At 66.1% G+C, this 19,798-nt stretch carries 14 protein-coding genes; 7 read left to right on the top strand and 7 right to left on the bottom strand.

The genetic code is table 11. The features are described 5' to 3' along the window. Positions 1-115: 115 nt before the first annotated feature. From RT551_RS11200 to hemH, 4 genes are all read right to left on the bottom strand, one after another. Positions 116-730 (bottom strand): hypothetical protein, encoded by a 615-nt coding sequence (locus tag RT551_RS11200; protein ID WP_313458576.1) that lies wholly within the window; start codon positions 728-730, stop codon positions 116-118. Positions 731-842: 112 nt separating this feature from the next. Continuing rightward, complete coding sequence (locus RT551_RS11205; RefSeq protein WP_313458578.1) at positions 843-1,280, bottom strand: hypothetical protein; 438 nt, start codon at positions 1,278-1,280, stop codon at positions 843-845. A gap of 380 nt (positions 1,281-1,660) precedes the next feature. Then, positions 1,661-2,512 (bottom strand): alpha/beta hydrolase, encoded by an 852-nt coding sequence (locus RT551_RS11210; RefSeq protein WP_313458580.1) that lies wholly within the window; start codon positions 2,510-2,512, stop codon positions 1,661-1,663. After that, the gene (gene hemH, locus RT551_RS11215; protein WP_313458583.1) at positions 2,509-3,471 is read right to left on the bottom strand and encodes a ferrochelatase; all 963 of its coding nucleotides are present in this window, start codon (positions 3,469-3,471) and stop codon (positions 2,509-2,511) included. The genes RT551_RS11210 and hemH overlap by 4 nt, the downstream gene beginning before the upstream one ends. Before the next feature lie 160 nt (positions 3,472-3,631). On the opposite strand from hemH, the gene RT551_RS11220 reads away from it, so the two are divergent. The 4 genes from RT551_RS11220 (at position 3,632) to tatC (ending at position 6,085) form a co-directional block, all read left to right on the top strand. Further along, positions 3,632-4,525, top strand: coding sequence for a lipid-binding SYLF domain-containing protein (locus RT551_RS11220; protein WP_313458585.1), 894 nt, complete (start codon positions 3,632-3,634; stop codon positions 4,523-4,525). A gap of 74 nt (positions 4,526-4,599) precedes the next feature. After that, the gene (gene tatA, locus RT551_RS11225; protein ID WP_311193117.1) at positions 4,600-4,827 is read left to right on the top strand and encodes a Sec-independent protein translocase subunit TatA; all 228 of its coding nucleotides are present in this window, start codon (positions 4,600-4,602) and stop codon (positions 4,825-4,827) included. Positions 4,828-4,841: 14 nt separating this feature from the next. After that, positions 4,842-5,345, top strand: a complete 504-nt coding sequence (gene tatB, locus RT551_RS11230) for a Sec-independent protein translocase protein TatB (protein ID WP_313458587.1) — start codon at positions 4,842-4,844, stop codon at positions 5,343-5,345. Then, entirely contained in the window at positions 5,342-6,085 is a 744-nt protein-coding gene (gene tatC, locus RT551_RS11235; RefSeq protein WP_311193115.1) for a twin-arginine translocase subunit TatC, read from the top strand. Before tatB ends, tatC begins: the two co-directional genes overlap by 4 nt. Positions 6,086-6,151: 66 nt before the next feature. Here the strand turns inward: tatC and RT551_RS11240 are convergent, their stop codons facing one another. From RT551_RS11240 to RT551_RS11250, 3 genes are all read right to left on the bottom strand, one after another. Beyond that, on the bottom strand, positions 6,152-7,063 hold the full coding sequence (locus RT551_RS11240; RefSeq protein WP_313458589.1) for a BPSS1780 family membrane protein: 912 nt from the start codon (positions 7,061-7,063) through the stop codon (positions 6,152-6,154). A 93-nt stretch (positions 7,064-7,156) separates the two neighbouring features. Beyond that, a complete protein-coding gene (locus RT551_RS11245) occupies positions 7,157-7,888 on the bottom strand; it encodes a glutamine amidotransferase (RefSeq protein ID WP_313458591.1) in 732 nt (243 codons plus the stop codon). Then, positions 7,860-9,719: a GspE/PulE family protein gene (locus RT551_RS11250; protein WP_313458593.1), complete on the bottom strand. Its 1,860-nt coding sequence runs from the start codon at positions 9,717-9,719 to the stop codon at positions 7,860-7,862. Before RT551_RS11250 ends, RT551_RS11245 begins: the two co-directional genes overlap by 29 nt. A 45-nt stretch (positions 9,720-9,764) precedes the next feature. Between RT551_RS11250 and glyQ the strand changes: the two genes are divergently transcribed. The 3 genes from glyQ (at position 9,765) to RT551_RS11265 (ending at position 19,792) form a co-directional block, all read left to right on the top strand. Beyond that, the gene (gene glyQ / locus RT551_RS11255; RefSeq protein WP_125359410.1) at positions 9,765-10,676 is read left to right on the top strand and encodes a glycine--tRNA ligase subunit alpha; all 912 of its coding nucleotides are present in this window, start codon (positions 9,765-9,767) and stop codon (positions 10,674-10,676) included. Then, on the top strand, positions 10,673-12,769 hold the full coding sequence (glyS, locus tag RT551_RS11260; RefSeq protein WP_313458595.1) for a glycine--tRNA ligase subunit beta: 2,097 nt from the start codon (positions 10,673-10,675) through the stop codon (positions 12,767-12,769). The genes glyQ and glyS overlap by 4 nt, the downstream gene beginning before the upstream one ends. Positions 12,770-12,967: 198 nt before the next feature. Next, positions 12,968-19,792 carry a hypothetical protein gene (locus RT551_RS11265; RefSeq protein WP_313458598.1) on the top strand — a complete coding sequence of 2,275 codons (6,825 nt, stop codon included), beginning with the start codon at positions 12,968-12,970 and terminating at the stop codon, positions 19,790-19,792. The last annotated feature ends 6 nt before the right edge of the window (positions 19,793-19,798 follow it).

Raw genomic sequence — 19,798 nt, forward strand, 5'->3', positions numbered from 1 at the left:
GATGGTAGTGTGGCTCAAGCCATGCGAGAGTAGGTCATCGCCAGGGTTTACACCCAAAACCCCGCTGCTCACGCAGCGGGGTTTTTCTTTGTGCGCGAATCAATCGCCGACCAGATCACGTAGGCGGCACGTGCAGGTGGATGACCCGGAACTCCGTGCCCGCGGTGTTCTCGGCTATCGCCTGCCTGTGCAGGGAAGCGAACAGATGGGCCAGCAGTGTGTGCCGCATCGCCTCCAATGCCGGCCCCTGCAGCGCGGGATACAGCTCCTCAAGCACCTCATTGGCGCGCGCCCGACCGGCATCGTCCAGTACGCCGCCGGCGTGGATCTGCAGATCGAGTGCGTGAAGTAATGCGCTTCGCAGCGAAGGCGGTAACGGAGCCTCCAGCTGCAGCAGGCTGGCACACCACGATGAATCCAGCACCTGCTCCAGTTCACCCTGTAACAGACACCGCGCCGCCACCAGGTAAGCCGCCCACGAGGCCGGAGCCTCGCCGCCCTGCGCCCGGAGGGCGACAGCCTCCTGGCGAAGGCTGTTGGCGGCGCAGCAGGTCCAGTGATCCAGCAGTCGCAGCCACTCCGCCTTCAGATGGGTGCCATGGTCCGCCAGCACGGCCTGCGTTGAGGGCGGGTTGTGCACGCCGTAACAGACCAGGTGCTCGCCGATGACCGCCGCTTCAGGCGCAGAGACCCGGCGCAGGCGCAGACCATCGCCGCCCAAAGCCGGCATCCGAAGAACCTCCGCATCGGATCCATTGCGAACCTCGATCCGGGCTGCGTCGCCCAGTCGGGGCGGCGCGCTCGCTGGGCGCGGCACCACCACGGTGCAGATGGCCATCGGTTCAATGCGCAACGCGACGACCCTCGGTTACCGTCGGTGCGGCAGGATCTGCGATGTTCCCCAAGTGGGTCAGCGCGGGCTTTCTCACTGCGACTTCATGCAATGCATCGAACAACGGCCGCAGCAACGGATTCCCCAGCACGTCTTTCGCCGGCTGATGCATGCAGCCTTCCAGGTAGTCCATCAACACGTCGCCATCCTGCTGCAACGGGCTGCCGGCGGCAGCGGCACGCGCCATCTCGCCCCGCACCGCGTCCAGCAGTGGCGCACACACCGTATCCGGCAATGGCGCATCCAGCCCAAACAACCGGCACAGGTGTTCGGACTCCAGCAGCAGGGTGAGCGTGCTCGGCAGCACGTGCCAGGCGGCCGCCTTGTAGGCCCGCCAAAGATAGAGCGTGGGCACGCCCACGCGCGGTAGGCCGGGTGCATCGCGCATCGCGGTGGCTGCATGAGTCAGCCAGCCGGTGATGACACCTGACCACGCCGCATCCAGTATCGGTGTGGTGGGACGTGGAACGACGGCGTCGGCGCTGTTGCTGATCTGGTCAAGTGCGCCGCTGACAACGCGGGGTGGACAGCTTGCCGGGCGGTCCGGGCGGCCCACCCTGGCGGACGCAGAACCTGCCGCGGCGCAGGTAACAGAAGGGGAAGGACCGGGCATGAAACGCTCGCAGGAAAGGACAACCATGGTTGTCGGAACGCGCCACTAAACAGACACGACCTCGCCCGCACCACGACCTGCGTCTCACTTTGCCGCTTGCAGGTCACCTGCGACTTTCAGTGACCCTTTCAACCCGGCCTGAGGGACCGGATGCGTCACTGGCCCTGCAGAAACCCGGTGATCACCGCCGCCACTGTCCCCGGATGCTCCATATGCAGATGGTGCGTACCCGGGAACACCGCCGAACGCCCATCCCGCAGCAGCCGCAACCGCTCGCTGCGCAGCGGTTCGGGGTAATAGGACTGTGCCGGACTGGCGTACACCACCTGGGTGGGGCACTCGATCGCGGCCAGCAGGTTGTCGATCTGCGCTTCGCTCATCCGCAATGCAGTGGGCAACATCAGGCGCGGGTCGCTGCACCAGCTGTAGCCGCCTTCCACCGGCATCACCCCGCGCTCGACCAGCAGGCGAGCGCAAGACTCGCTGAGCTGGTTGGCCATCATGCGGGCGCGTATCGGTGCGGCGAGATCGGCGAACACCCGCAGGCGCTTGTCGCCCAGCCGGCGCGCAGCCTGCACATGCTCGCGCAGACGACTGGCGGTTTCTTCTTCCGGCCCGCGCAGCCCACCCAGCGCCTCAATCGCGATCAAACGCTCGATGCGCTCGGGAGCCGCTGCGGCAGTGAGGCTGGCGATGCCCGCCCCCATGGAATGACCGAGCAGGGTGAAGCGGTCCCAGCCCAGCGCGTCGGCGACGTCCAGCACGTGGCAAATGGCACCGGGGGTGTTGTACTGCGTACCCGACGGCAGGTGTGCGCTATGGCCATGCCCCGGCAGGTCGATGGCGACCAGATCCAGCGCGGGCAGGTGCGCGGCCAGCGGAATGAAGCTGGCCGCGTTGTCCAGCCAACCATGCAGCGCCAGCACGCGGGGGGCGTCGCGGTGCTCCGAGCGCAGACCAGCCACCGAGGTGGTGGCCAGGGCCAGATCGAACGGCTGCAGGATCATGCCAGCGCCGCCACGCTCAGCCGCGACAGAGCCCGGGCGTGCTCCGGCGCATCATTCAGGCAGGGGATGTAGCGCATCTGCGCGCCACGTTCGGCCAACGTTTCGGTGAACCCCATCGCCACTTCTTCCAGTGTTTCCAGGCAGTCAGTAGCGAACCCGGGGCAGACCACGTCGATGCGCTTCATGCCGGATTCCGCCCATCCCCACAGCGTCGGCTCGGCATACGGCTGCAGCCACTTCTCGCGCCCGAAGCGCGATTGATAGGCCAGCTGCCACTCGCCGTCGCCCAGGCCCAGTGCCTCGGCAATCGCGCGCGCACTGGCCTCGCAGCGCTGCGGATAGGGATCACCGGCGTCGGCCAGGCGCTGCGGAATGCCGTGGAACGAGAACATCAGTTTCTCGCCACGCCCGTGCTGGTCCCACCAGGCGCGGATGCTGCCGGCGACGGCGTCCACCCACTGCGGGTCTACCGCGTAATCGCGCACCAGGGTGACGGTGACGCCCGGATGGCGCGGCTGCCATTGCCGAAGCTGGTCTTCGATCGACGCGGTGGTGGTGGTGGAATATTGCGGATACAGCGGCAGCACGACCACGCGGCGTACGCCTTCAGCAGCCAGCCGGTCGAGTTCGGTGGTGAGCGCTGGTGCGCCGTAGCGCATGGCGTGGCGCACGGTCAGGTCCGGCATCAAGGTCTGCATCGCCTCGGCCAGCCGCCGCGTGTACACCATCAGCGGCGAACCATCGGGCAGCCAGACCTGGGCGTACTTGGCGGCCGAACGTCCGCTTCGCAGGGGCAGGATCAGCCCGTACAGCAGCGGTTTCCACAGGATGGCAGGAATGGAAACCACGCGCGGGTCGCTGAGAAACTCAGCCAGATAGCGCCGCACCGCGGGCGCGGTGGGGGTCTGCGGCGTGCCGAGATTGACCGCCAGCACAGCGGTGTGGGGGGCGTCGAGCATGGGGGATATTCTCGCAGGTCCGGGATACTCATTGCGGATTCATTGAAACCTGACTAATTTCGGGTATTGCGTGCCCACTTGCGTGGGCACCTACCGGTTCTGTAATGCGTGCTCATCAGGATGGGCACCTACCGTTGTTTGATTGCTTTCGGAGACCACCATGCGCCGCATCCGCCTTGTCCTGTTGATCTCTGCCAGCCTGATGTCGGCCCAGGCCGTGGCCGGGCCCCAGGAAGACCAGCGCGCCCGCAACGCGGTGCGCGTGCTCAATGAAATCCAGTCGATTCCCGAACAGGGCATCCCGGACAAACTGCTCGACGAAGGCCGCGCCATCGTCGTGATTCCCGACACCATCAAGGCCGGTCTGGTGATCGGCGGCCGTCGCGGGCATGGCCTGATGTCGGTCAAGAATCCGGACGGCAGCTGGTCCAACCCGGTGTTCATGAAGCTCACCGGCGGCAGCATCGGCTTCCAGGCCGGCGTGCAGTCGTCCGACGTGGTGCTGGTGTTCCGCAACGACCGCAGCCTGGACAACCTGGTCAACGGCAAGTTCACCCTGGGTGCCGACGCCGGTGTGGCGGCAGGTCCGGTCGGGCGCAATGCAGCGGCCGCCACCGACGGCCAGCTGAAGGCCGAAATCTGGTCGTGGTCGCGCGCGCGCGGGCTGTTCGCCGGCGTGGCGCTGGACGGTGCCGTGCTGCAGATCGACGACGAAGCCAACCTGGACGCCTATGGCAGCAGCACCACGCCGCGCATGATCTTCGAAGGCCGGGTCGGCGAATCGCCGTCGATGGACGTGGTCGCCTTCCGTGACCGGCTGGAAGAAGCTACCTATTCAGCCCGTGCCAACCGGGGCACCGCGGGGGCCGCACCGGCACCGCGCGCCGCGCCGAATCCGACCGGTGCGCCGGCGCTGCCGCCGGCTGAACAGGGCGCCACCGGAGCCACCACCGCTCCGCTGCAGGCGGTTCCGGCGCAGCCCGCGGCCCAGCAGGGCTTCCAGCCGGTGGGTGAAGGGGAAATCCGCACCGAATCGCTGGATGGCGGCAACTGACTTTCGTCACGCGCGCCGTCGTAGTGGCGGTGCGCTATGCTCAACCCTCTGTTGACTAGGTACGCGAGCAGCACATGGGCAGTATGAGCTTGTGGCATTGGGTGGTAGTGCTGGTGATCGTGCTTCTGGTGTTCGGCACCAAGAAGCTGACCAGCGGTGCCAAGGACCTTGGCAGTGCGGTCAAGGAATTCAAGAAGGGCATGCGCGATGAAGACGCGCCGCCTGCGCAGCTGAATGACCAGTCGCGCAACTCCGATTCGACGACGTCCTCGCAGAACGAGCACGACCGCGACCGTCGCTGACCGGACGATCTGGCGTGTTCGATATCGGCTTCAGCGAACTGCTGCTGATCGCAGTGGTCGCTCTGGTGGTGCTGGGCCCGGAACGCCTGCCCAAGGCAGCGCGGTTTGCCGGGCTGTGGGTGCGTCGCGCCCGCAACCAGTGGGATTCGGTAAAGCAGGAGCTGGAACGCGAACTGCACGCCGATGAGATCAAGCGTCAGTTCCGCGAGGCGCAGCAATCGGTGCAGGACACCGAGGCGCAGCTGCGCGCCAGCGGCGAAGCCGCACGCCGGCAGGCCGAAGAGCTGCAGCGCGATGTGGCGCGCACCGATGCCGGCAGCGCGGAGGAACCGCTGATGACCGGCCCGGCTCCGGATTCGCCGGCCAGCGTGGCCCAGCATGTGGTGCCCGCCACGCCTGATACGCCGGACCCGGAACCGCAGCGCGATGCGATGGCACCGCCCGGCATCGACGGCGGTTCGCCGCGTGACCCGGCTCCCGTGCCGCCCACCGGAACCGTGCCGGAGGGCAAGCCATGAGCGATCAGCAGGCCCCCGAAAGCGGGCTGGTGGAACACCTGATCGAACTGCGCGCGCGGTTGATGCGCGGATTGATCGGTCTGGGCGTGATTCTGCTGGGGCTGATGCCGTTTTCGCGGCAGATCTATACCTGGCTGGCCGAACCGCTGATCTCGCAGCTGCCGAACGGGCAGTCGATGATTGCCACCAACCCGGCCGGTGCGTTCTTCGCGCCGCTGAAGCTGACCTTCTTCGTGGCGCTGTTCATTGCGGTGCCGTGGCTGCTGTTCCAGCTGTGGTCGTTCGTGGCCCCGGGTCTGTATGCGCGCGAAAAGCGCCTGGCAGTGCCGCTGCTGGTGTCGTCGGTGCTGCTGTTCTATATCGGCTGCGCATTTGCCTACTTCCTGGTGCTGCCGGCGGTGTTTCACTTCCTGACCACGTTCCGCCCGGAGGTGATTGCGATCACCCCGGATGCGAATGCGTACCTGGATTTCGTCCTGGCGATCTTCTTCGCTTTCGGCAGCAGTTTCGAGCTGCCGGTGGCGATGGTGATCCTGACCCTGCTGGGCTGGATCACTCCGGAACAGTTCAAGGAAGGCCGTGGCTACGCCATCGTGGGCATCTTCGTGCTGGCGGCGGTGCTGACTCCGCCGGATGTGGTGTCGCAGCTGATGCTGGCCATTCCGATGTGCCTGCTCTACGAGCTGGGTATTCATGCGGCACGTTGGCTGGTGCCGAAAAACAAGGCGGAAACCGCGTAGAGCCACGCCCTGCGTGGCTTCGACCAAGGCGGCACCGCGCAGCCACGCAGGGCGTGGCTCTACTGATTACGCCGCGAAGATGTTCTTCGGGCCGTTCGCCGGCGGCACCGGCGGCGGATTACCGCGGGTGCGGTGGGCAAACATCTGCTTCCACGACGCGTATACCGCGCCCACGTACAACGGCATGATCACCGTGGTGACCACCAGCTGCATCAGCGCGGTGGCGGCCGCGGTACCGCCGAACAACAGCGCGATCTGCATCAGAATGGCGACCAGGAAGTAGATGCACAGCATGGCCACCAGGCCCAGCAGCATGAACACGGTCATCGCACCGAAGTTCTCCACACAGCCTTGCAGGCTCATGCGCAGCGCGTGCATGCCGCTCTGACGGTCGAACATCACCAGCGCCGGCTGGGTGAACATGGCCATGCTCAGCGCGACGAACACCGCAAACACCAGCGCGATCCACAGCAGCACACGCTTCACCGGCACCGGGTCGAACACGGCCAGCACCTGTTCGTTGCTGGGTGCGGTGTCCGACTGCTGCAGGACCTGCAGATTACGGGTGGCTTCGCCGATGCTGTTGAGCCCGTCGCTTCCGATCATCACGAACAGCAACGCACCCAGGGCCAGAATGGTGACCATCTGGATCGCCAGCGGCACCAGCAGGTGGCTGACGCGGCGGTCGCGAATCGGCTGCAACAGGTGCGCCGGCTGGGCGCGGTGGCCCTGGTCGATCTCACTTACCGCCCACAGCATGCCGCCGAACAGGATCGGCCCCACCGCCACCGACAGCAGCTGCCCCAGCAGGCTCAGCCAGCCCGGCAGCGCCTGCGAGACGATGGCGATCAACGAACTGACCAGCATGCCGATGATGCCCAGCACGGCCAGCTGCAGTGGCGCGCGGCGGTACAGCGTGAATGTGTCCAGCAGCCATTGGGCACCCGCCGAGGCGGGCAGCTTGCGAATGTCTCTCATACCAATCCGGAACAGGGGGAGTAGGGGCCGCAGGCCCCGTGCTGGCTCGATTATCCCTGTTTTATGTGCGCGCCACCTGAAGATGTGGCGCGATCAATGCCCGCGTTCGACATTGCGCGCCTGGCGCACGAACCGGCGCAGCAGCTGGCGGGCCAGTGGCGCGGCGCTGACCCCGCGGGCCACGGTGCGGGCGCAGCCGCCGTGGCTGCGGATGCACTCGGCGCGGGCGCGCACGTAGCCGCGCATGTGGTGGGTGGCAAATTCGGGGTGGAACTGCACGCCCCAGGCCTGCTCGCCCCAGCGGAAGGCATGGCAGTTGTCCTGCGCCGAACGGGCCAGGATGGCGGCACCTTCCGGCGCGCGCAGCACCGTCTGCAAGTGGGTGGCATGCGCCGGGAAGCGCGCCGGCAGCCCGGCGAACAGCGGGTCGTCCACCGCGGCAGGGTCCAGCGCCAGTTCGATGGTGCCGGACTCGCGCCCGGCCGGGTTGTAGGCCACCTCACCGCCCAGGGCGTGGGCCAGCAGCTGGTGGCCGTAGCAGATGCCGAACACCGGGCGGCCGTCGTAGGCGGCATCGCGCAGCCACTGCGCGCTGCGCTCGCTCCAGTCGGCGCGGTCGGTGACGTACGCGGCCGAGCCGGTGACGATCACCCCGGCGAAGTGGGCGGGGTCGGGCAGCTGCCCGCCGTGCTCCACATCCACCACCACGGTTTCATCGGCTTCCAGCCCGGCCGCGACCCGGATCCAGTGCGGAAAACGCCCGTACCGGCGCAGCGAGGCGACCGGTTGGCCGGTTTCAAGAATCAGGAAGGGCGCGTGGTTCATCCGGGGGCGGCAGTACAGACAGGACTTCCTCGATTGTAGTCAGCCCTGCCGCCACCTTTTCAAGCCCCGCGCGGCGCAGGGTTCGCAACCCTTCAGCACGCGCCGCACGGCTGAAACCGGCCAGATCCATGTCGCCCCGGATCAGCCCGCGCAGCCGCGAACCCAATGGCAGCAACTCATACAGGCCCACGCGCCCCAGGTAACCGGTGCGCCGGCAGTCGATGCAACCAGCCGGCGCATATGGCGTGGGCGACTCTGGTAATGCTTCATCGGCATCAGCCAGCGCCGCCCATTGCGCCGCGCTGAGCGGTTTGGGCACCTTGCAGTGCGGGCACAGGGTGCGGACCAGGCGCTGGGCCAGGATGCCGTTCACGGTCGAGGCGATCAGGTAATGCGGCACGCCCAGGTCGAGCAGGCGGGTGATTGCCGAGGGGGCGTCGTTGGTGTGCAGGGTGGACAGCACCAGGTGGCCGGTCAGCGAGGCCTGCACCGCCATCTGCGCGGTTTCCAGGTCGCGGATTTCGCCGATCATGATGATGTCCGGGTCCTGCCGCAGCAGGGTGCGCACGCCAGCGGCGAAGTCCAGGTCGATGTTGGTCTGCACCTGCATCTGGTTGAATTCCGGCGCGATCATTTCGATCGGGTCTTCCACCGTGCATACGTTCACGTCCGGGGTGGCCAGCCGCTTCAGGGTGGAATACAGGGTGGTGGTCTTGCCCGAGCCGGTCGGGCCGGTGACCAGCACGATGCCGTGCGGGCGCTCCACCAGCGCGGTCCAGCCAGCTGCTTCTTCCGGACTGAAACCGAGCTGGTCGATGCTTTTGAACGCCGCATCCGGGTCGAAGATGCGCATCACGCACTTCTCGCCAAAGGCGGTGGGCATGGTCGACAGGCGCATTTCCACTTCGCGCCCACCCGGCGAGCGGGTCTTGATGCGACCGTCCTGCGGGCGGCGGCGCTCGGCCAGGTCCATGCGGCCCAGCACCTTGATCCGGCTGACCACGGCGGTCATCACCGCCGGCGGCACCTCGAACACCTTGTGCAGCACGCCGTCGATGCGAAAACGCATGCGGCCCATGTCGCGGCGCGGCTCCAGGTGGATGTCCGAGGCGCGCTGCTCGTAGGCGTACTGCAGCAGCCAGTCGACGATGTGCACGATGTGGTGGTCGTCGGCGTTGACGTCGCCGGCGCGGCCCAGTTCCACCAGCTGCTCGAAGCTGGGCAGGGTGCCGCTGGGTTCGCCGCGGGCGTCGCTGCGTGCGCCGCGCACCGAGCGGGTCACCCCGAAGAACTCCATGGTGTAGCGGTGCAGGTCCAGCGGATTGACCGTGGCCAGTTCGATCTGGCGGCGGGTCAGGTGCTGCAGGTCGCGCAGCCATTCGTGCGCCAGCGGCTCGCTGGTGGCCACCAGCACCCGTTCGGCGTTGACCGCCAGCGGCAGGAAGCGGTGGCGGCGTGCATAGGCATGGGAGACCAGCGCGGTCACTGCCGGCACATCCACCCGGGTCGGGTCGATGCGCAGGTAGCGGGTGCCGGTGCGTTCGGCCAGCCATTCGGTCAGCCGCTCCAGGCCCAGTTCGCCGCCGCCGGCCGCGGCCAGTTTCAGGTTGGCCAGCAGCACCAGCGGATGGACTTCGCTGGCATTGCGCGCGCCGTGGGCGGAAAAGCGGATCCGATCCTGGTCGTGCTCGGCGACCAGTCCGTCGGCCACCAGCGCCGCAGCTACCGGGTCAAAGCCGAGACGGCCCGGCGGCAGCGGCACCCGTTCCGGCGTGGCAGCGGACCCGGCCAGGCCGGCGGGAAGGGGCGGTACCGATGGGCGATGATCCATGATCGCTATACTAGCGCACCCCCTTTGCAGGCAAGAATCCGCCGCATGTCCGCCACGAAGACCGTTCCGATCACGTTCCAGGGCCTCATCCAGACCCTCAACCAGTACTGGGCGCAGCAGGGCTGCGTGCTGATCCAGCCGCTGGACCTGGAGGTCGGGGCCGGCACCTTCCACCCGGCCACCTTCCTGCGCTCGATCGGTCCGGAAAGCTGGAATGCCGCCTATGTGCAGCCTTCGCGCCGCCCCACCGACGGCCGCTACGGCGAAAACCCCAATCGCCTGCAGCGCTACTACCAGTACCAGGTGGCGATGAAGCCGAGCCCGGACAACATCCAGCAGCTGTACCTGGATTCGCTCAAGGCGCTGGGCATCGACCCGCTGGTGCACGACCTGCGCTTCGTCGAAGACAACTGGGAATCGCCGACCCTGGGTGCCTGGGGCCTGGGCTGGGAAGTCTGGCTCAACGGCATGGAGGTGACCCAGTTCACCTACTTCCAGCAGGCCGGTGGCCTGGAGTGCAAGCCGGTGCTGGGCGAGATCACCTACGGTCTGGAACGCCTGTGCATGTACCTGCAGAACTGCGACAACGTGTATGACCTGGTCTGGACCTACGGTCCGGATGGCACGCCGGTGACCTACGGCGATGTCTACCACCAGAACGAAGTCGAGCAGAGCACCTACAACTTCGAATACGCCAACGTGGAGGAGCTGTTCCACCGCTTCGACGCGTGCGAGAAGGAAGCGCAGATGCTGGTTGAGGCCGGCCTGCCGCTGCCCGCGTATGAGCAGGTCTGCAAGGCCAGCCACTCGTTCAACCTGCTGGACGCGCGCCGCGCGATCAGCGTCACCGAGCGCCAGCGCTACATCCTGCGCGTGCGCGCGCTGGCCCAGGCGGTGGCGAAACTGTATGAAGCCAAGCGCCTCGAAGCCGTGGCCGCCAAGGAGGTGCAGGCATGAGCGCGATGCAGCCGCTGCTGATCGAACTGGGTACTGAAGAGCTGCCGGTGAAGGCCCTGCCGGGCCTGGCCCAGGCGTTCTTCGATGGCGTGATTGACGGCCTGAGCAAGCGCGGCGTGGCCGTGGAACGCGGCGACGCCAAGCCGTTGTCGACCCCGCGCCGCCTCGCCGTGCTGCTGCCCGGCGTAGCCGTGGAACAGCCGGAACAGCACGCCGAAGTGCTGGGCCCGTACCTGAACATCGCGCTGGACGCCGACGGCCAGCCGACCAAGGCGCTGCAGGGCTTTGCCGCCAAGGCCGGCATCGACTGGAGCGCGCTGGAGCGCACCACCGACGCCAAGGGCGAGCGCTTCGTGCATCGCTCGGTGACCCCGGGCGCGCGCACCGCTGCGCTGCTGCCGGAGATCCTGGCCGAGACCATCGCCGCCATGCCGATTCCCAAGCCGATGCGTTGGGGCAGCCATGCGTACGGCTTCGCCCGCCCGGTGCATTGGCTGGTACTGCTGCACGGCAAGGACGTGGTCGACGCCGAGCTGCTCGGCCTGAAGGCCGACCGCATGAGCCGCGGTCACCGCTTCATGCACGACAAGACCGTGTGGCTGAGCACCCCGGACGACTATGTGAGCTCGCTGGAATCGGCCTACGTGCTGGTCGACGCCGACGTGCGCCGCGAGCGCATTGTCGCCAGCGCCCACGCCGAAGCGGCCAAGGCCGGCGGCCAGGCCCGGATCACCGACGACAACCTGGAACAGGTGGTCAACCTGGTCGAATGGCCGGCCCCGGTGCTGTGCAGCTTCGAGCGCGAGTTCCTGGCGGTGCCGCAGGAAGCGCTGATCGAAACCATGGAGATCAACCAGAAGTTCTTCCCGGTGCTGGATGCCAGCGGCAAGCTCACCGAGAAGTTCATCGGCATCGCCAACATCGAGTCCAAGGACGTCGCCGAAGTGGCCAAGGGCTACGAGCGGGTGATCCGTCCGCGTTTCGCCGATGCCAAGTTCTTCTTCGACGAAGACCTCAAGCAGGGTCTGGAGTCGATGGGCGACGGCCTGAAGACCGTCACCTACCAGGCCAAGCTGGGCTCGGTGGCCGACAAGGTGCAGCGCGTGGTGGCGCTGGCCGAGCTGATCGCGCCGCAGGTCGGTGCCGATGCGGTGTTGGCCAAGCGCGCCGCGCTGCTGGCCAAGAACGACCTGCAGTCGCGCATGGTCAATGAGTTCCCGGAACTGCAGGGCATTGCCGGCCGTCACTACGCCGTGGCCGGTGGTGATTCGCCGGAGGTGGCGCTGGCCATCGACGAGGCCTACCAGCCGCGCTTCGGTGGTGACGACATCGCACTGTCGCCGCTGGGCAAGGTGCTGGCCATTGCCGAGCGCCTGGACACCCTGGCCGGTGGCTTTGCTGCCGGGCTGAAGCCGACCGGCAACAAGGACCCGTTCGCGCTGCGCCGCAATGCGTTGGGTCTGGCGCGGACGATCATCGAGTCCGGTTTCGACCTGGACCTGCGCGCGCTGCTGGGCAAGGCGCTGGCCGGCCTGCCGGCAGCGGTGCAGCCCAGTGCCGAGCGCAAGACCGAGGCGCTGCCGCAGGAGCTGTACGACTTCATCATCGACCGCTTGCGTGGCTACTACGCCGACAAGGGCGTGCCGGCCACGCACTTCAACGCCGTGGCGGAACTGAAGCCGGCGTCGCTGTACGACTTCGACCGCCGCATTGACGCCATCGGCACGTTCGCCGCGCTGCCGGAAGCGGAAGCACTGGCAGCCGCCAACAAGCGCATCCGCAACATCCTGCGCAAGGCCGAAGGCGACATCCCCGGCATGGTTGATCCGTCGCTGCTGGCCGAGCCGGCGGAGAGCGAACTCGCCGAAGCGGTGGAAGCGGCCATTGACGACAGCAACGCCAGCCTGCACCACAAGGATTACGTCAGCGTGCTGGCGCGTCTGGCCCGTTTGCGCCCGCAGGTGGATGCGTTCTTCGATGGCGTGATGGTCAATGCCGAAGATCCCGCACTGCGCGGCAATCGTCTGGCGCTGTTGAAGCGGCTGGGCGACCGGTTGGGCAGCGTGGCCGCAATCGAGCATCTGTCCAGCTGATTGCTCGCATCGGTCTGATGGAAACAGCGAATGCCCGGCGAAAGCCGGGCATTTTCTTTTTCGGACAATTCCTAAAAATCGATAAGAAGTTGTATTCGAAAAGCATGATGGATTTCGCAGTATCGGGTCGCACCGCTCAGCGCAATGCAATTGCTCTGAAGGTGGTGCGCCTCCCACAACTTCGCGAATCACCCCACCATGCCGAGCCCTGTTGTTGCCTCCACCTCTGCGTCCCGGTCCTCCCCGGTTGCCTTGCCGCCGTCTCCGCCCGAAAACGAGTGTTTAGTCACCGGCGCGCCGGTCGCGATCCACAACGACGCTTCCGCGTCACTTGCGACACGCACCTCGACGCGCCAGGAACTGGCCGCACGTAAACGTCTGATCCTGGAACAGCTCCGCGACAGCACTGATCCGAATGCCCGCGATCTGATTGCGATGCTCAACGAGAAGCTGAAGCACGCCCCCGATGCCGCTGCCCGCGAAGCGATCATCGCCCGCTTCGAGAAGGAATTGTCCAAGCCGGTCCCCCTGCTGCCCGCCCTGAAAAACTTCTTTCTCAACGCCGCCAATACCACCCTGCAAACCTACACGTGGCGCTTGGCCTCCCACGCATTGCCGGGCATCACCGGCGCGGCCAGCGCGGCCCAGGTGGCGCGCGCGCTGTACGAAGGCGACTGGCGCGCAATCAGCGCCGCCCTGCCAAGCCTGCTGCCATTCCTGCCTGCCCTGCGCAGCGTCGACAGCATCGAAGCGTTCATCCGCAGCCTGCCGCCCACCGTGGTGGAAACCCTGCAGTCGATGCACGAGTGGGTACAAAGCGCCGATGAAGCCACCACGCTGGACCTGGGCATTGAAGAGGCGGGCGGCGCGCTCGCGGCGGCGGTGCTGTTGTGGCAGCTGCAGGGCCGGTTGCCGCAGGCATCCGGGCAACTGCAGGGCGTCGGCCAGTTCGTTGCCAACCTGCCGCATCACTGGCGGAAGCTGGTCAGTCTGAACGGACTGGGCGGTCAGCTGTTCGCCCCGATGGCCGAAGCCCCGGGCCCGATGCGCAAGCTCGACCGCGAGGAAATGGCGGCGTTCAAACGCGCGGAAGACCGCAAGCACCTGGCGGGCTACAAGGAAACGGCACCGCTGCCCCATCGTCTGGCCACGGCGACGTCGTCGGCATCCGGCAGCGCTGCGTTCGATCTGCACAAGGCGGTCGCCCCGAGCACGCTCGCAATCGCGGGGCCCATCGTCAAATCACCGCTGGATGAGCTGTACGCGGCGAGCTCGCCAGCCCCCCGCGCAGAAGCGAGCTGGCTGAACTGGTTGGGCACCATGCTCACGTGCGTGGGCGCACGCGCCGGCTTCAGCCAGGTGGCAACCGAAGTTCAGGGAATCGAACTAAAACTCATGGAAGAGGGGCAGTTCGTGACCCCGACCGCCGACCCCGCGGCCGATGCCCTGCTTGGTAGTGCACCCAAGACCGTCTCCACGTCGCTACTGGCCGGCATGGGCAACTTCATCAAGCAGAATCCGTTCAAAGCCACCGTAGTGGGTACTGGCACCCTCGCCGCCGCTGGCGTGGCGTGGTTCAAGGACTCCATATGGCCCCCGGAGGCACCGCCGCCGACCCTGGAGCAGCTGGCCGCGATGCTCACCCAGGAAGTGGTCTCAGTAGACGGTGCCTGGGGCTCCGGCGTTGACCAGTTGCTGGGCACGCCGGAGGTGCCTGGCAAGCGTCGTCGCCGCCACGCGCTTGAGCAGAGCAACACGACTACCTCGACGGAAGCTCCGCCCGAACAGATCCACGTACAGGGCCTCACCGACGCCCAGCGCGACCAGATGCTGGGCGACGGCCAGCTGACCGACACCCTGCGTTCGATGCAGGCCTGGGCGCTGGCCCTGGCCCAGGACATCGCCCAGCAGGACGGCTGGAAGTGGGTGGCCAGCCTGGTCGGTTCGGAGCAGGAACTGGTGGTGACCCAGCTGAAGCTGCTGCACGAGCTGGAACCGGTGCTTACCTCGCTGGAAGCGCTGCCCCAGCAGGTGCTGGACGACGCCTTGAAGCATCACGGCTACAAGAGCGGCAGCGCCGGTCTGCACGTGGACCTGGGCACCACCACGGTGGCCGGGGTCAAGGTGCAGGAAAAAATGCCGCTGCTGGAGTACTGCCTGACCCGAACGGGCAGCAGCGCATCGCCGGTACGCATCAGCCGCGACGGCAAGCCGCTCAGCGACAAGCAGCAGGAACTGCTGCGGGGCTTCCTGGCCAGCAAGGACTGCCAGCAGCTGCAGCAGCAGGTGGAGGAGCGCAGCACGTTGCAGCAGCCGGCGCTGGTGAAGGCGCTGCGCGCGCGGCTGGTGATCGATGCGGTCAAGGCCAAATTCAACGGTGCCTTGGGCAGCGGCCCGGACGCCCACCGACGCGGCGCGGACATTGTGCTGGGCTACCTGCAGGGGGCCCAGAATGTGGAAAGCTCGCTGCTGACCTACAGCGACGTGCTGGCCGATGGCTCCACGGTGACGTTCAGCGTGCCGCACTACCTGGTGCTGCGCAGTGCCAGCGACGATTCTCGGCTCAATGGCCAGGTGGTGCTGTATCGCGCCGACCTGCAGAAGTTCGACGTGTTCAAGGACGAAAACGCGTTCCGCCAGTTCCTCGACGAGCGCCGCGCCAAGGGCGGGCTGCACGTGGTCAACAACGAGATCGACAAGACCCTGGTCAAGGACATCATTGCCGCTGCACCGCCGGCCCTGCGTCCGCAGGTGCAGGAGCAGGTGGACCGCTGGCAGGAGCGCAAGGCCGCCTACCAGAACGGCAAGCAGGGCACCGCAACCTGGAACCCGGGCGACAGCTTCATTCTGAACTTCAAGCCGGTGTCCGACCCGGGCCACTCGCTGGACGACTGGGCCGCGCAGCGCATCCAGTTCGCCCGGCAGGAGGCGCAGCAGCAACTGGCCAGCAACCGCCTGCGCTGGAGCACGTTGGGCATTGCCAATGCGGCCACCGACGCTGACCACGCCGAGCACCTGAACAACGACGTGCAGACCCTGCAGGACCATGCCAAGCCCGCTGTCACCACCGAAATGGTGCACGCGCTGAAGCTGGTCGGCATCGACTTCGCTGACCTCGACCCCGAACGCATCGTGCTGAACGTGCAGGGCGTGGAAATGTCCCTGATCGACTGGGCGGTGAGCGGTTGGCAGCAGCATGGGCTGGAGCGGCCGCCGCTGCCGGTGAACCTCCCGGAACTGCCGGATTGGGAAGGCGGCCTGCCCAACCAGCGTCAGGAGCTGGAACCGTGGCCGAGCCAGATCGACCTGTTCGACATGGACCTCACCGTGCAGAAGGCGGACGGTAGCACCGACGCGCAGCACACCGATCAACTGCTCGACGAAAACGGGCGCCGCGCGATCATCCGCGTGCTGGCGGACATGGCGTGGAGCAACCAGCTGGCCGATGCCTACGTTGCGCACCTGAAGGACGTGGCCAAGGACGCCAGCAATGGCCTGCATGCCTCGATGGCCAACCACACCCGGGTCCACATGGCCTGGATGATCGAGAACGCACATCAGGAAGGGCGTCTGGATGCCGCCACCTACGCGGCGTTGATGCGGGCGCACGGCCACCTTGACGGCACGAAGAAGAGTGCGTCATCGCTGCAGGTGGTGAAGATCAGGGGCCATGAGATCCACGGCCTGTGGGCGTTGAGCGCCAACAACAAGCAGTATGTATTCGTACCGGGCACCAGCGCCGGTGACCAGCTGCTGGATGAAGCCGCATTCAAGCGCTGGCTGCTGCTGCCGGAAGCGCAGGACTACGTGATGGCGCGTGCGCCGCTTCGCCTGCATCAGGACCTGACCAACGCCTTCAACGCCAAGCAATCCGCGACGGGCATCGCGGTGACCTTCGGCAGGACCGGCGGCCCGTGGCAGGCCGGCAAGTCGTTCATCGACATGCGCATCTCCGATGTGGACGAGATGACCACCAGCGAGTTGGAGCGGGTGACCGATGCGCTGACCATCTTCGGCTCCATCGCGGCCGGCCTCGCCTGCACCATCGGCACCGGCGGCACCATGGCCGCGGTGTGCATCGGCAGCACCCTGGCGCTGGTAGCCAAGGGCATCCACAGCGGCGTGGAAGCGCTGGAGCGCGGCAACATCGACGGAGCCATCGAGGAGATCGGCAGCAGCGTGGCCGACGCACTGGATGTGCTGGGCATGGTCTCGCTGCCGCTGACTCTGTGGCAGCTCGGCCGGAAAGGCCTGTCCAGCGTCAACGAGGCCATCGATGCGCTGGCGCAGTGGCGTCGGCAGGCGGAGGCGTTCACCGGTGAGGGCCATATCAATCCGGCTTTCGTCACCTCACGCCAGGATCTGAGCGACGCTGGTCTGCCGATGTTGGAGCGTCGCCTCGCTGATGGCACCAAGGTGCACTGGCAGGACGGGGAGGAGTACATCGAGCAGGCCGATGGCTTTGTGAAAGTGACGCAGCAGGAAGGCGAGGACTTCGTGCGCCTGGACATGCAGGACGGTACCCAGGACGCGGGGCCGCCGATCAAGCAGCAGGCCGGCCAATGGCAGAGGATGGAAGCGCCCGACCGCAAGCACGGGGTTACCACGCTGCGCCCGCTCAACACGCCGCGCGAAACGCCGCCTCAGCGGCCGGACTGGGTCAACAGGATCGCCGAGACGAATCGTCTGTCCGAAGACAAGCTGGATGAGCTGGCCGTGGTGTTCGGTTCGCGATCGCGGGAATCCTCGCCCAGCGCCGATGTTCGCCGTGTGGTGCGTGAAGCCACCATTGAGCAGCGCGTGCAGGAGATCCTCACTGACCCGGACACGCTCGGCAAGCCGGGCGACGAGTCGATCATCATGCGCGCCTGGGCAGACAGCCCCCTTCTGGGCAACGGAAAATCGGTGGAAACCTTCATCGACACCGTGGGCGAATGGACGCGCGGCGCGCGCTTTGGCACCGGCCCGGTCGGCCTGATGGTCAAGGTCCCCGATGCACGAACGTTGGCAGGCATCGACGCGCTTATCGACGCATCGGATATCGATGCGCTGCTGAAGCGCATGGGCCTGCCGGGTACCACCGGGCGCGAAGAGCTGGTCAAGCAGGTCACCCAGGAACTCGCCCGCGTCATCCAGAAAAACCCGCAGCAGAGCATCCAGACCTGGCAGCGTTGGCTGGCTGTGCAACACCGCCTGCCGGCAGCCGCTGACAACCTGCAGAAGCACTTCCCGGAGCTGACCAAGGACGAAGCCGAGGACATCGTCAACGCGGCCAATGCGATTCAGAAGCGCGAACTTGAATCGTGGATCTTCAATCCGGACATTCGCGACAAGGTCAGTGACAAGCTGCGTGTCCGCAATGAGCGGCAGCACCGCGAAGCCGTGTTCAAGAACCGCTTCCAGACGCTGGCCGACGTCCAGCAGCTGGGCTCGCATATCCAAGGCGTGCTGCAAGGTCGCACAACCCGCGTACTCGACGACAACGCAGGCGGCTTCATCCTGACGGTGGCGGGCACCACTCCGGGCGACGCGGTGATGAAACTGGTATTCACTCCAGGTGATGCCGGCATACTGGTGGTCAAGGATGGCAATGGGGTCGTGCACCCGAACTGGCAGACCGCACTGTTCCCGCAGATGAGTATGACCGAGCAGGCACTGCACCTCGACGCGGCGCAGCTGCGTCGTGCGGTGCTGGAGGACATGCAGAAAGCTCCCATCAAGGAGGTCTGCACGCTGAGCAGTGCCGCGTCAGGAAGTTCCACGCTTGGAGTGTTCAAGTCGAAAACCAAGAAGCGTGCGCCGGAATGCGATCCCACGCCCTCCATCACATTGGTACAGGAAGATGTTGACCAGCGCGAAGCGCTGATGGGCGTGTTGGATGGGGCGCATGGAAAGTTTGACAACGAGTACGACCAACTGGCGCTGGAAGAACTGGAGCTGAAACAGCTGCAGAAGCAGGCGCGGGAACTGAAGGAACAGAAGAAGAACCTGGACGATGCGTCACTTGCCCGGCTGCGCGAGCTGGAACAAAAGCCCTTCGGGAATCTGAAAGGCCTCGATTCCATGAATCTGGCCAGCTACAAGATGCAGGGACTGTACTTCAACGACGAGTCGGTGGACCTACTGCCGGACTTTCCCCTCGAGGGGACCGCGGTCAGCGGAAACGCGCGGCCCCTCTTCTCCTTAGAGGGATTGATCGAAGGTGCCCCGGTCCGCCGGGTGTTCGTCCCGGAAGCCGACGCGTTCAACAATCCAACATTCAGCAACTGGTATCGCGATGACTACGCGCTGGGTGCGGATCTGGGGCCGATCGCCGGTCGGCACGGCGAAGGTAACCAGGGGTCGAAGAAGATAACCCTGAAGGAGGTCGATCTTCGCGTGACCCGTCCCGGTACCAAGCAGAAAGTGCCGGTTTACGAGCTGGATGAGAAGGAAATCCTCAAGCTGGACAGCGCCAACTTCTCGCCAAATCTGCGCTCCATCATGGGCGATTCCTACCTGCTGCCCAGCAACGCGAAATCGCTCCGTCCGGGCGACTACCGCGTGTACGGGATTCGTTCGTGCAGCGAGGGCAAGTGGCTGGATGGATTCTTCAGAGCGCTATCCAGCAAATTTCCGTCGCTTTCGGCACGTTTGTGGGGTTCCTTCAAGGGTCCGGTGACCGAAATGAAGGGCAAGATGTACATGATGTCGGACATGGACCCGTGCCTGCGTAGTTGCGACCGACGCTTTGCCGAGCTGAAGTCGCTGATGCCGAACATGGAGTTCCGCGTCTTCTACATCTTTGACGACAACGCACACCGCAAGCAGTGGTTGCTTGAGAAGAAGCTGGAGGCCATCATCAACAAGAACCGCGACGCGTGGGAGAATTCGGGTGTTCGTGAAAGCGAAATGCAAGCGCTCGCGGAGACGGATCTGCTGAAGCCCGAGGTCGCCCAATGGGTGGATGCCGAGTTCAAACGCAACCCACCCCAGCCCCCCGTCGCCCGCTTGTGGGTGCCGGAAGAACCGGAGGCGTTCTGAGGTATG

Origin of the sequence: Stenotrophomonas sp. (assembly GCF_032103445.1) — a bacterium.
GTDB lineage: Bacteria > Pseudomonadota > Gammaproteobacteria > Xanthomonadales > Xanthomonadaceae > Stenotrophomonas.